At 65.4% G+C, this 12142-nt stretch carries 11 protein-coding genes; 6 read left to right on the forward strand and 5 right to left on the reverse strand.

The window, feature by feature from the left end:
* Nucleotide 1 precedes the first annotated feature (1 nt).
* Together AC1RQP_RS11405 and AC1RQP_RS11410 are read right to left on the reverse strand one after the other, a co-directional pair.
* The gene (locus AC1RQP_RS11405) at nt 2–1195 is read right to left on the reverse strand and encodes an efflux RND transporter periplasmic adaptor subunit (RefSeq protein ID WP_239627238.1); all 1194 of its coding nucleotides are present in this window, start codon (nt 1193–1195) and stop codon (nt 2–4) included.
* Nucleotides 1196–1423: 228 nt separating this feature from the next.
* Complete coding sequence (locus AC1RQP_RS11410; RefSeq protein ID WP_492936992.1) at nt 1424–2443, reverse strand: SAM-dependent methyltransferase; 1020 nt, start codon at nt 2441–2443, stop codon at nt 1424–1426.
* A gap of 168 nt (nt 2444–2611) precedes the next feature.
* On the opposite strand from AC1RQP_RS11410, the gene AC1RQP_RS11415 reads away from it, so the two are divergent.
* The 3 genes from AC1RQP_RS11415 to AC1RQP_RS11425 all read left to right on the forward strand — a co-directional run bounded on the left by AC1RQP_RS11415 (nt 2612) and on the right by AC1RQP_RS11425 (nt 5380).
* Complete coding sequence (locus AC1RQP_RS11415; RefSeq protein WP_492936993.1) at nt 2612–3628, forward strand: flagellar motor protein MotA; 1017 nt, start codon at nt 2612–2614, stop codon at nt 3626–3628.
* Nucleotides 3629–3786: 158 nt separating this feature from the next.
* Nucleotides 3787–4815 (forward strand): peptidoglycan -binding protein, encoded by a 1029-nt coding sequence (locus AC1RQP_RS11420; RefSeq protein ID WP_239627242.1) that lies wholly within the window; start codon nt 3787–3789, stop codon nt 4813–4815.
* Between the two features lie 124 nt (nt 4816–4939).
* The gene (locus AC1RQP_RS11425) at nt 4940–5380 is read left to right on the forward strand and encodes a GNAT family N-acetyltransferase (RefSeq protein ID WP_492936994.1); all 441 of its coding nucleotides are present in this window, start codon (nt 4940–4942) and stop codon (nt 5378–5380) included.
* 23 nt (nt 5381–5403) lie between these two features.
* Here the strand turns inward: AC1RQP_RS11425 and AC1RQP_RS11430 are convergent, their stop codons facing one another.
* Nucleotides 5404–7254, reverse strand: coding sequence for an ABC transporter ATP-binding protein/permease (locus AC1RQP_RS11430; protein WP_492936995.1), 1851 nt, complete (start codon nt 7252–7254; stop codon nt 5404–5406).
* A gap of 197 nt (nt 7255–7451) precedes the next feature.
* Between AC1RQP_RS11430 and rpmE the strand changes: the two genes are divergently transcribed.
* Nucleotides 7452–7679, forward strand: coding sequence for a 50S ribosomal protein L31 (rpmE, locus tag AC1RQP_RS11435; protein WP_028182497.1), 228 nt, complete (start codon nt 7452–7454; stop codon nt 7677–7679).
* A gap of 174 nt (nt 7680–7853) precedes the next feature.
* Here the strand turns inward: rpmE and rcdA are convergent, their stop codons facing one another.
* Both rcdA and AC1RQP_RS11445 read right to left on the reverse strand, forming a co-directional pair.
* Entirely contained in the window at nt 7854–8363 is a 510-nt protein-coding gene (gene rcdA / locus AC1RQP_RS11440; RefSeq protein WP_239627247.1) for a protease adaptor protein RcdA, read from the reverse strand.
* 544 nt (nt 8364–8907) lie between these two features.
* Entirely contained in the window at nt 8908–9099 is a 192-nt protein-coding gene (locus AC1RQP_RS11445; RefSeq protein ID WP_492936996.1) for a DUF1192 domain-containing protein, read from the reverse strand.
* Between the two features lie 284 nt (nt 9100–9383).
* Between AC1RQP_RS11445 and metG the strand changes: the two genes are divergently transcribed.
* Together metG and AC1RQP_RS11455 are read left to right on the forward strand one after the other, a co-directional pair.
* A complete protein-coding gene (gene metG / locus AC1RQP_RS11450) occupies nt 9384–11063 on the forward strand; it encodes a methionine--tRNA ligase (RefSeq protein ID WP_492936997.1) in 1680 nt (559 codons plus the stop codon).
* Nucleotides 11064–11129: 66 nt separating this feature from the next.
* A complete protein-coding gene (locus AC1RQP_RS11455) occupies nt 11130–12128 on the forward strand; it encodes an NAD(P)H-quinone oxidoreductase (RefSeq protein ID WP_492936998.1) in 999 nt (332 codons plus the stop codon).
* Nucleotides 12129–12142: the final 14 nt, after the last annotated feature.

Raw genomic sequence — 12142 nt, forward strand, 5'->3', positions numbered from 1 at the left:
GTTACCGCGTGAGCTGCTGGGCGTGCCGGTTGTCCGCGGTCGCTTCCACCTCCGACCAGGGTTGCGGCTTGACCTTGTCGCCGGCCGCGAACTTCTGGAAGCCTTCGACCACGACCTTGTCACCGGCCTTCAGGCCTTCGGTGACGAACCAGAGTCCGTCCTGCACCGATCCCGTGCGCACCGGCTGGACCACGATGTGGTTGTCGTCCTTGACGACGAACACCTCGCTGCCGCCGCCGCCATTGCGCTGGACCGCCTGCTGCGGCACCGCGATCGCGTCGGAATCGAGACCCTGGTCGATGCGGACCCGGACATACATGCCCGGCAGCAGTTCGCGCCTGGGATTGGGGAACTCGCCGCGCAACGTCACCTGCCCGGTGTGGGCGTCGACCTTGGCGTCGGAGAACAGCAGCTTGCCGTCGAGCGAATAGATGGTGTTGTCGTCGAGCACCAGGCGCACCTTGGCGGCATCGGCGGCGATGCGATCGAGGTCGCCGGTCTCGAAGGCACGGCGGAGCTGGTTGAGTTCATTCACCGACTGGGTGAAGTCGGCATAGATCGGATCGAGCTGCTGGATGGTGGCGAGATTGGTCTCGTTCTGCACGGCGAGCGCGCCCTCGCTGACCAGCGCCGCACCGACCACGCCGTCGATCGGCGCGCGCACGGTGGCATAGTCGAGATTGAGCTTGGCCCGCGCGAGCTCGGCCTTGCGGCCCTCGACCTCGGCATGGGCCTGGCGTTCGGCCGCGATCGCCTTCTCGTTCTCGGCTTCCGGGGCAGCGCGATCCTTGGTGAGGGTGGCGATGCGATGCGCCTGCTGTTTGGCCTGCATCAATGCCGCGTCGGCCTTGGCAAGCGCGGCCTCGTTGGCCATCACCTCGACCTCGAACGGACGCGGATCGATGCGGTAGAGCGGATCGCCTGCCTTCACCTCGCTGCCCTGGCGGAACAGACGCTGGACCACGATGCCGGACACGCGCGGCCGCACGTCGGAGACACGCGTCGGCGCGATGCGGCCCGGCAGTTCGCGCACCACGGCGCGCGGCTGCGGCTTGACGACGACGACGCTCACGTCAGGGGCGGCCGGCTGGGCGGCGGATACGGCGGAGCTGGATTCGTCGCAAGCACCAAGGAGCGGCGCAAGGGCCGCGAGCATCAATGCAACGCATGCCGATCGCGCGCGAAGTCCTGACATGAAATGTGGTGCCCCGATGTTGTTGATACTGATCACGCTCCGTGGGCCCGTCCTGGACTCCTTTCGCGCGCCGATGGCCTCAAAATAGAATGGACTTGCTGCGACGCAACGCGTGTTGCAGGCGGCTCATTGTCACACGACGTAACCCGTTGACTTCAGCTGCCTTTTAGCGACTCACCTGATTGTGAATCCAGTTCCACCGCCGCGTGCTGCGACCGAACACCGCAATCACTCCGCGGCCTTCATCCGATAATGGCTGATTCCCCATTCGGTTCCACCGGCGTAGCCGAACAGGCCGGATGTTGCGAGGAGGAACCAGCGCCAGCGACGCATGCAAGGAGCAGTCTCCTCGCCGTAGACCCTGCGCGAGGACGCCTCGATGGGGCCGCGATGCGCATCGAAATTGGCGAGCCAGTCGTTGGCGGTGCGCTGGTAATGCGTACCGCTCCAGCACCATTCCTTCTCGATCGCAAGGATATCGTCGAATTGCCTGACGAGGTGATGGCTCGGCATCAGCCCGCCCGTGAAGACGTGCTGCGCGATCCAGTCGTTGCGATCGAGCCGGTCGAACAGCTGCGAGCCCGAGCGATGGGTGGCGACCTGCATGAAGAACCGCCCCTCCGACGCCAGCCATGACCGCACCCGTGTCATCAGCTTGCGCCAGTTCGTTATCTGCCCGAACATCTCGACTGAGACGATGCGGTCGAACTGGCCTTCGGGCGCGAACACGTTCATGTCCGCGGTGACCGCGCGCAGGTTCAGGAGTCCGCGGCGCCGCGCCTCCTCCTCGACATGAGCGCGCTGCGCCTGCGAGCCCGACACCACCGTCACCTTTGCATGGGGAAACTGCCGCGCCATCCACAGCGACAGCGAGCCCCAGCCGCAACCGAGCTCGAGGATGGTCTGGCCGTCGGCAAGACCGGCATGCTCGACGGTTTGGCGCAGCGCCTCCTCCTCCGCCTCCCGCAAGGTGCTCGCGTCGGTCTTGTAGAAGCAGGAGGAGAATTTGCGGTTGGGGCCGAGCACTTCGGCGAAGAAGCAAGCAGGCGCCTCGTCATGCCGGGGCCCCGCGCCCTCGGCAATCGGCCGCAGCATCATCCGCCCGGCGAAGGCGGCGTCATCGGCGGCGCCCAGCGCGGACAGGCGGCTCGCCGTGCGGGAGCACAAGCGCTGGATCGCGGCACGGACGACCACGTCCGGCAGCGGCACGTGTTCGGCACTCCCGATGATCGCGGAAACGACGCTCATGCACCTCCCGAATGGCGAGCTTCTGCAGATACCTGCTCATCAAAGCGCCGCTTACGGTCCGGGTTCCCCGAGCTGTCCCCGAAATTGGCGCATCCGGCGCTTTTTTTGGGCGGGCGCTGTGCCATAGTGCGCACCGCAAGCAAGCTTACGTAACGGATGATACCGGCCATGCCGTCTGGCACTTCCCGCTCCACCTTGGATATCGAGTACACGAAACTGTCCTCGCCCAGCGTCTTCCTGGTGCGGATGCTGGTCTTCCTGGTGCTGTGCACGCTGGTTGGCGTGGTGCTCTACAAGCAGATCATCCAGGCTTTCTTCGCCAATCCCGGGCTCAATGCGCTGATCGGGGCGGTGCTGTTCATCGGCATCGTGCTGGCCTTCCGCCAGGTCATCCGGCTCTATCCCGAAGTCTCCTGGGTCAACAATTTCCGCATCGCCGACCCCGGCCTGGCGCCGGCCCGGCACCCGAAGCTGCTGGCGCCGATGGCGGCGATCCTCGGCGGCGAGCGCTCCGGGCGGATGACCATCACCCAGACCACGATGCGGCATTTGCTCGATTCCATCGCGACGCGCCTCGACGAGGCCCGCGACATCTCGCGCTACATGACCGGCCTCCTTGTCTTCCTCGGCCTGCTCGGCACCTTCTGGGGCCTGATCGAGACGGTCGGCTCGGTCGGCAAGGTGATCGACGGGCTCAAGGTCGGCGGCGATGCCGGCTCGCTGTTCGACACGCTCAAGGAGGGCCTCGCCGCCCCGCTCAGCGGCATGGGGATCTCGTTCTCCAGCTCGCTGTTCGGCCTCGCCGGCTCCCTGATCCTCGGCTTCCTCGACCTGCAATCGAGCCAGGCGCAGAACCGCTTCTACACGGACCTCGAAGACTGGCTCGCCACCACCGTGCGCGAATATGGCAGCGGCGAAGCGCCCGTTGCGGCAGGCGGCGGCGGCGTCGCCAGCGGCGAGCTCCAGGCCGCGGTCGAACGGCTGCGCTCCGTGTTCGAGGAAGGCAGCGCCAGCCGCGGCACAACGGCGGCGATGGCGAGCCTTGCCGAAGCGATCCAGGCGCTGGTCTCGCACATGCGCACCGAGCAGCAGATGATCCGCGAATGGGCCGACGGCCAGGGCGAGCAGAACCGCGAGATCCGGCGCCTGCTGGAGCGCATCGCGCGTCAGCCCGAGAAGAGTTGAGAGTAAAGTGGAGGGTCTCGTGCCCCGGACGCGGCGCAGCACGCAGTGATGCGCTGCTGAGCCCGGGCCCAGAATCCTCTGAACGATAGTGGGTCCCGGCTCTGCGCAGCAGCGTTGCACGCAGCGCGTCCGGGACACGAGAGTGGAGATCAACGGACATGGCTCTAGCGCGCGGCCGCCGCAGCGAAGGCGCTTTCAACTACTGGCCCGGCTTCGTCGATGCGCTGTCGACGCTGGTGCTGTCGATCGTGTTCCTGCTGTCGGTGTTTCTGGTCGTACAGTTCTTCCTGTCGCAGGAGGTCACCGGCAAGGACAAGGCGCTGGAGCAGCTCAACGCCAAGATCGCCCAGCTCAACGAGCTCCTGTCGCTGGAAAAGCTCGGCAAGCTCAGCCTCGACGACCAGGTCTCGCAATTGAAGGCGGGCCTCGCCTCGGCCGAGTCCGAGCGCGACCGCATCAAGGGTCTCTATGACGGCCTTGCCGCCGCCGGCAACGACGCGCAAGGCAAGTCCGCCGAACTCGGCAAGGCGCTGGACTCGGAGAAGGCTGTCTCGGCGCGGGCCCTGGCGCAGATCGAGGTCTTGAACCAGCAGATCAGCGCGCTGCGCCGGCAATTGGCGGCCCTGGAAGAGGCGCTGGATGCCAGCGAGAAGCGCGACAAGGAATCGCAAAATCGAATTGCCGATCTGGGCTCTCGCCTGAACGTTGCCCTGGCGCAGCGCGTGCAGGAATTGTCGCGCTACCGCTCCGAATTCTTCGGCCGCCTGCGCGCCATCCTCGGCAACCGCCCCGACATCCGCATCGTCGGCGACCGTTTCGTGTTCCAGTCCGAAGTGTTCTTCGATACCGGCCAGGCGACGCTGCTGCCCGAGGGCCGCGCCGAGCTCGACACGCTGGCGACTGCGCTGATCGAGCTCGACAAGAAGATCCCGAGCGAGATCCCCTGGGTGCTGCGCGTCGACGGCCATACCGATGTGCGTCCGGTCAACGGCCCGAACTTCAAGTCGAACTGGGACCTGTCCGCGGCCCGCTCGATCTCGGTGGTGCAGTATCTGATCTCGCTCGGCGTGCCCGCCCAGCGTCTCGTCGCGGCCGGCTTCGGCGAATTCCAGCCGCTCGATCCCGGCAACACCGAGGAGGCCTACAAGCGCAACCGCCGCATCGAGCTGAAGCTGACGGAGCGGTAGTGGTGAGGGCCGCGCGATACTTACCACACCGTCATGGCCGGGCTTGTCCCGGCCATCCACGTATTTGCTTCCGCGTGCGCCGCCGCTCGTGGATGCCCGGGACAAGCCCGGGCATGACGACCTCATGATCCACCTTCGCCCCTACCGCCCCGAGGACGAGGCCGCTGCGATCGAGCTCTGGCATCGCACCTGGCAGCAGGCCTATCCGCAGATCGACTTCGCGGCCCGGTTGGAATGGTGGCGCGAGCGCTGGCGCAAGGACCTGGTGCCGAAGGCCTCGATCGCGGTGGCGGAGCAGGACGGTGCGTTGACCGGTTTCGTCACGATCGATGGCGAAGGCTATCTCGACCAGCTCGTGGTCGATCCGGAGCATTGGGGCTCGGATGCAGCGCGGCTGCTGGTGGATGAGGCCAAGCGCCTCTCGCCGGGAGGAATCACGCTGCTCGTCAACAAGGACAATGCCCGCGCCATCCGCTTCTACGAGCGCAACGGCTTTGCCCATGCCGGCGACGACGTGAACCCGACCTCGGGCCGGCCGGTGCTGAAGATGGAATGGAAGCCGTAGGCGTTCTCTCCAGCGTTGACCCTCTACGCCCCCTCGAACTGCAACCGCGCCAGCCTCGCATAGAGTCCGTTCGCCGCCACGAGCTCGGCATGCGTGCCCTGCTCGACGATCCGGCCCTGGTCCATCACCAGAATGCGGTCGCAGGACAGCACGGTTGCGAGGCGATGCGCGATCACCAGCGTGGTGCGGTGGCGCATCAGCTCTTCCAGCGCGGTCTGCACCAGCGTCTCGCTTTCGGCGTCGAGCGCGGAGGTGGCCTCGTCCAGCAGCAGCAGCGGCGCATCGCGCAGGATGGCGCGCGCGATCGCGATGCGCTGGCGCTGGCCGCCGGAAAGCGTCACGCCGCGCTCGCCGAGCGCCGTCTCGAAACCTTCGGGCAGGCGGCGGATGAACTCGGCGGCATGCGCGAGCTCGGCGGCGCGCTCGACCTCGACATCGGTCGCATCGGGCCGGCCGAAGCGGATGTTCTCGCGGGCGGTCGCGGCGAACACCACCGAGTCCTGCGGCACCAGCGCGATGCGGGCGCGGAAATCGCGCGGGTCGGCGGATCTGACCGGCACGCCGTCGAGCGAGATCGTCCCGCTGCGCGGATCGTAGAAGCGCAGCAGAAGATGAAAGATCGTGCTCTTGCCGGCGCCGGAGGGACCGACGATCGCGACCTTCTCGCCGGGGCGCACGGTGAACGACACGCCATCGAGCACCTTGACGTCGGACCGCGCCGGATAGGCGAAGCTGACCTGATCGAAGCCGACCTCGCCGCGCGCCGGCACCGGCAGCGCCTGCGGCGCCGCGGGCGCGGCGATCTCGGGCTTCACCTGCAGGATCTCGAACAGGCGCTCGGCCGCGCCGGAGGCGGCCGAGACCTCGCCCCAGACCTCGCTGAGCTGGCCGAGGCCCGCCGCGGCGAACACGGCATAAAGCACGAACTGGCCGAGCCGGCCCGGCGTGATCGCGCCGCTCAGCACGTCGTGCGAGCCGATCCAGAGGATGGCGACGACGCTTGCGAACACGATGAAGATGATGATGGCCGTGAGCACGGCGCGGGCCTGGGTCGAGGTTCGCGCGGCTTCATAGGCCTGTTCGACCTCGCCGCCGAAACGCTTCTCGGCAAATTGCTCGCTGGTATAGGCCTGCACGGTACGGATCGCGCCGACCAGCTCGCCGGCATAGGCCGAGGCTTCGGCGAGCGTATCCTGTGCATTGCGCGACAGGCGCCGCACCCAGCGCCCGAAGGCCACCAGCGGCAGCACGATCAAGGGAATGGCCAGCAGCACGAAGCCGGACAGCTTCGGGCTCGTGATCACCATCATCGCCGCGGCGCCCAGGAACATCATCAGGTTGCGCAGCGCGATCGAGACCGAGGCGCCGACGGCCGATTTGAGCTGGGTGGTGTCGGCGGTGAGCCGCGAGATCAGCTCGCCGCTGCGGGCGGAATCGAAGAAGGCGGGGGAGAGCGAGAGCAGGTGGGCGAAGACGTCGCGCCTGAGGTCGGCGACGATGCGTTCGCCGATCGTCATCACGAGGTAGTAGCGCGCCGCGCTCGCGAGCGCGAGCACGCCCACCACCGCGAGCATCACCGAGAAGTAGCTGTTGATCAGCTCGATGCCTTCAGGCGTCAGGCCGAAATCGATCATCCTGCGCACCGCGATCGGCACCAGCAGCGTCGTCAGCGCGGCGACCGTGAGCGCGACGAAGGCCAGCGCCGCCCGGCCGCGATAGCGGCTCACATAGGGCGCGAGCGCAAGCAGCGGCCGCAGCTTGGCGCGCCCCTTGGCGGGCTCTTCGATCAGCTCGGCCTCGATCGACGGGATGTCCGCGGCGTTCATTGCGGGCCGATTGACATCGTGGTCATCAAGCCGTTCCACTGCGCTCATGATATCCGACCTGTTGCATTGGTTTGCACCCAATAGGCTGGTGTAGGGGTAGTGGCAAATCCGGGAAGTCCCTTAGGGGCAAACCCGGTTCGACGGCCCGACACGGCTTGTTTTGCAAGGTTTCGTGCGGTATAGAGCCGCCCAAATCCGTCATTCGCTAGCCACCCAAGAAGGCGCCGGAGCGCCGAGGAATTGCCATGAAAGCCGAAATTCATCCGGATTATCATACGATTAAGGTCGTCATGACCGACGGAACCGAGTACCTGACCCGCTCGACCTGGGGCAAGGAAGGCGACACGCTGAACCTCGACATCGACCCGAAGTCGCACCCGGCCTGGACCGGCGGCTCCACGCAGATCATGGACCGCGGCGGCCGCGTTTCGCGCTTCCAGAAGAAGTTTTCGGGCTTTCTCAAAAAGGATTGAGCCGGCCGCAAGGCTGGAGACGAAAACGCCCCCGCAAGCCGGGGGCGTTTTTGTTTTGGGGCGGTCGTTCCGGGGCGATGCGTAGCATCGAACCCGGAACCTCGAGATTCTCAGGTGCGCAAGTGCGCACCGTAGCTCGGCTCTACGAGCCGCCCTGGAATGACAGCGAGAGGCTTATCGCTCGAACGCGGCCTTCAGCGCGTTGAGGTGCGGCACCAGCGGGTTGCCGATCGCCACGTGCTCGGCCGGCGGGGTGTGGATCGTGCTGTCGAGGCGGCGCACGCGGATCTGCAGGCTCATCGAGCGATGAATCAGGTCCTGGAGCTGCGCGGGCAGCTTCTCGATGGTGTCGACGGGACCAGGATCGGCCGCGGTGAGCTTGACCTTGGTCTTCTCGCGGTTGGCCTGGCTCAGCGTCATCTCGCCCTCCTTCACCGCGCGATGCAGCAGCAGCCAGGAAGCAAGCTGCATCAGGCGCGTGGTGAGGCGCATGCTCTCGGTCGCATAGGTGAGGCTGACGGCGCGATCGAGTGCCTTGGCCTCGACGCGACCGGCGCCGTCGAGATAGGCGGCGGTCTCTTCGACGAGGTCCATGCCTTCACGGAACAGAGCGCCGAACGCCGCAGAATTGGTGAACCGCTCGCTGAGCTGAACGAGAGCGCCTTCGGCCTGCAAACGTTCCATGGTTAACGCCCCTTACGCAACTGTTTGACTGTCCGGCTTGGCGCCGGCTTATGATGAACAAATCATTGCGCGGGCGGAGCGCGGAGTCCAGTGACAAGCGCGGATATGGTTTCCGCGGGACATTCCTCGCAAATGCAACTGAGGGGATATTCTTGTTTCGACAGGTCTTCTCGACGCGAAGCGGTATCCGCTGCGCTTTGCGCAAAAAAAGAGCCGCCGGAGACCGGCGGCTTTGAAAGTTGATAACAGGGAGGCGTCAAACAGAGTGGACAGGAGCCACTCGGTGTCCAAACGAGGACAGTTCCAGTCATAAACCCGAAAGCTTAATCGACCGTAAACGAGCTAATTTTTTGAGAGTTCGTTAGCCATGTCGGCCAGCGGCCGAGCCGAGGTCTCGTGCCCCGGACGCAGTGCGGCACGAAGTGCTGCACTGCTGAGCCGGGGCCCAGCCCTTTGGCCGATGTGTTGGTGAGGCATGGGTCCCGGCTCTGCGGCGCGTCACTACGTGCCGCACCGCGTCCGGGACACGAGAGTCGGGACAATCCTACGACTTGAAGAAGCTGTCCGCCGCATCGCGCGAGGCGCGCTTCCTGGTGGCGGCTTCCTCCAGTCTTGCGATCTCGGTCCTGAGCAGCGCGACGCGCTCGGTCAGTTCCTCGACCGACAACAGTGAAAGATCCTGGCCGATTTCGTGCGTGATCTTCCTGCGCGGGCGGTCGTCGTCTTCCATGGCCATGTGTGTCTCCCGAGCGGTCCTGAAGGACGCTGATCTGGCGTTCTCCATCCCGAAATGCTATCGTTTCTGTACAAGGAGAAATGTGCAGTGACTTTCGCGAGCGCGCAACATTTGACGCGAATGCCCCGGCCCGACCGCAAGGAGGCTGACCGGACGGGATGAGAGCGCGTCCACGCGCGTGAGGCATGAGCCGACCCCAAGCCCTTCCGATCATGCGGGAGGGCTTTTGATTTTCCGGTTTGATCTCTTCCGGGTCGGCATCACCAAACGCGAAAGACGCAGCCATGTCCAAAATTCTCATCACCAGCGCCCTTCCCTATGTGAACGGCGTCAAGCATCTCGGCAATCTGGTCGGGTCGCTCCTGCCTGCCGATGTCCATGCCCGCTTTAGACGGCAGACCGGCGACAAGGTGCTCTTCGTCTGTGCCACGGACGAGCACGGCACGCCGGCCGAGCTCGGCGCCGTTCGCGCCGGACAGGACATCCAGACCTTCTGCAGCACGCAGCATGCAATCCAGGCCGACATCTACCGCCGCTTCGGCCTGTCATTCGACCATTTCGGGCGGACCAGCTCGCCGCAGAATCGCGCCCTGACGCAGCACTTCTATCGTAGACTCGAACAGGGCGGACTGATCGAGGAACGCGCGTTGCAACAGGTCTGGTCCCCGGTGGACGGCCGTTTCCTGCCAGATCGCTACGTGCTCGGCACTTGCCCGCATTGTGGCGACCCATCCGCACGCGGCGATCAATGCGACCACTGCGGCACGCTGCTCGATCCGCCCGAACTGATCGATCCGAGATCTGCGCTGTCGGGCGACCGCGCGCTTCAGACCCGCGAAAGCCGCCATCTGTTCCTGCGGCAGTCGCGGCTTGTCGCAGCGTTGAGCGAGTGGATCGACAGCCGGTCCGGCTGGCCTTCCTTCGTGGTGTCAACTGCGAAAAGCTGGCTCACGGCTGATTTGCGCGATCGCTGCATTACGCGCGATCTGACCTGGGGCATTCCGGTTCCGCGCCAGGGATTCGAGAACAAGGTATTCTACGTCTGGTTCGACGCGCCGATCGGCTACATCGCAGCCACGGAGGAATGGGCCGCCGCCGCGCCAGGCCGCGACTGGCGAAAATGGTGGTGGCAGGCCGATGACGTCCGTTACATCCAGTTCCTCGGTAAGGACAACATCCCATTCCACACTGTAAGCTTTCCGGCAACGCTGATCGGCTCGAACGAGCCGTGGAAAACAGTCGATATCGTCAAGGGATTCCACTGGCTGAATTACGAAGGCGGCAAGTTCTCGACCAGCCGCAATCGGGGCATCTTCACCGATCAGGCCCTGGAAGAACTGCCGGCCGATCTCTGGCGCTGGTGGCTGATCGCCAACGCGCCCGAAAGCGCCGACACCGATTTCAGTATCGCGAAGTTCGTCGCCGACGTGAACAAGGATCTCGCTGACATCTTCGGCAACCTCGTCAATCGCATCGTCCGCTTCGCCCATCGGGCCTTCGACGGCCGAATTCCGGAAGGCGGTGCGCCGGGCGCGGCCGAGCACCTGCTCGCACGCGAACTCGAGCAACGTATCGCGACGCTGCGACGGCACCACGAGGCGCTCGAGTTTCGTGCGGCGGCGGCGGCAACTCGCGCGATCTGGGATGTCGCGAACGCTTACCTGCAGCACGCCGCGCCATGGACGGCCAGCAAGTCCGATCCGGTACGCGCAGCGCTCGTGACTCGGACAGGACTCAATCTGATCAGCGTCTGCGCCGTGCTGGCTTGGAGTATCATACCCAGCCTGTCGGAAAATGTGCTGCGCGCCTTCGGTCGCATTGACGCTGTTCCTAGCTGGCCCGTTGGCCCACTCGCGGACCTGCTCGATGGCGGTGCCGGCACGGCCGTCGCTCCGATCCGTCCACTGGTCGAGAAAATCTCTCTCGAGAGAGCACGGCATCTGGCAGCGCGGTTCGGGCCTTAATGTCGTTTCACTTTGGCGGAAAAGGCGATATGCCATCCGCCGATCCCATGCACTCAAGGACACATCATGGACAAGCTGCCCGCGCAAATGACCGTGATCGCCATCTCCAAGCCCGGCGGACCGGAGGTGCTGGTGCCGGAACAACGCCCCGTTCCGCAGCCCGGTCCGGACGAGATCCTGGTCAAGGTCGAAGCCGCGGGCGTGAACCGGCCTGACGTCGCGCAACGCTCCGGCGCCTATCCGCCGCCGCCCGGCGCCAGCGACCTGCCGGGCCTCGAGATTGCGGGCGAAGTGGTCGCGGTCGGCAGCAATGCCAGGCGGCACAAGGTCGGCGACAAGGTGATGTCGCTGGTCGCCGGCGGCGGCTATGCGCAGTACTGCATCGCCCAGGATGCCCAGGCGATGAGCGTGCCGCCGGCCTTGTCGATCAAGGAAGCCGGCGCGCTGCCGGAAACCCTGATGACGGTCTGGCACAACGTGTTCGAGCGCGGCGGCCTCAAGGCCGGCGAGACGCTGCTGATCCATGGCGGCTCCTCCGGCATCGGCACCATGGCGATCCAGCTTGCGAAAGCATTCGGCGCCAAGGTGTTCGTCACCGTGGGATCGCAGGACAAGATCGACGCCTGCCTCAAGCTGGGCGCCGACCGTGCCATCAATTACAAGACCGAAGATTTCGTCGCCGTGGTCAAGGCGGAGACCAACAACCTTGGCGTCAACCTGATCCTCGACATGGTCGCCGGCGACTATGTCGATCGCAACTATGATGCCGCGGCGGTCGATGGCCGCATCGTCCAGATCGCCACCCTCAACGGCCCCAAGGTCAGCGTCAACATCGCCAAGGTGATGGTCAAGCGCCTGACCCATACCGGCTCGACGCTGCGCCCCCGTACTAATGCGGACAAGGCCGCGATGGTGGCCGCGATCGAGGCGAAAGTGATGCCGCTTTTGCGCGAAGGCCGCATCAAGCCGGTCATGGACAGCGCTTTCCCGCTGGAAAAGGCGGCGGATGCCCACCGGCGCATGGAAACCAGCGCACATATTGGCAAAATTGTGTTGGAGGCCTAGGCCGCCGGCCCACA

The organism is Bradyrhizobium sp. GW821-FHT13H06, from assembly GCF_058803975.1.

What these genes read in the sequence shown, in the direction of transcription:
- AC1RQP_RS11405 (WP_239627238.1), bottom strand. Translation starts at nt 1,195, where the DNA reads ATGTCAGGACTTCGCGCGCGATCGGCATGCGTTGCATTGATGCTCGCG.
- AC1RQP_RS11410 (WP_492936992.1), bottom strand. Translation starts at nt 2,443, where the DNA reads ATGAGCGTCGTTTCCGCGATCATCGGGAGTGCCGAACACGTGCCGCTG.
- AC1RQP_RS11415 (WP_492936993.1), top strand. Translation starts at nt 2,612, where the DNA reads ATGCCGTCTGGCACTTCCCGCTCCACCTTGGATATCGAGTACACGAAA.
- AC1RQP_RS11420 (WP_239627242.1), top strand. Translation starts at nt 3,787, where the DNA reads ATGGCTCTAGCGCGCGGCCGCCGCAGCGAAGGCGCTTTCAACTACTGG.
- AC1RQP_RS11425 (WP_492936994.1), top strand. Translation starts at nt 4,940, where the DNA reads ATGATCCACCTTCGCCCCTACCGCCCCGAGGACGAGGCCGCTGCGATC.
- AC1RQP_RS11430 (WP_492936995.1), bottom strand. Translation starts at nt 7,254, where the DNA reads ATGAGCGCAGTGGAACGGCTTGATGACCACGATGTCAATCGGCCCGCA.
- rpmE (WP_028182497.1), top strand. Translation starts at nt 7,452, where the DNA reads ATGAAAGCCGAAATTCATCCGGATTATCATACGATTAAGGTCGTCATG.
- rcdA (WP_239627247.1), bottom strand. Translation starts at nt 8,363, where the DNA reads ATGGAACGTTTGCAGGCCGAAGGCGCTCTCGTTCAGCTCAGCGAGCGG.
- AC1RQP_RS11445 (WP_492936996.1), bottom strand. Translation starts at nt 9,099, where the DNA reads ATGGCCATGGAAGACGACGACCGCCCGCGCAGGAAGATCACGCACGAA.
- metG (WP_492936997.1), top strand. Translation starts at nt 9,384, where the DNA reads ATGTCCAAAATTCTCATCACCAGCGCCCTTCCCTATGTGAACGGCGTC.
- AC1RQP_RS11455 (WP_492936998.1), top strand. Translation starts at nt 11,130, where the DNA reads ATGGACAAGCTGCCCGCGCAAATGACCGTGATCGCCATCTCCAAGCCC.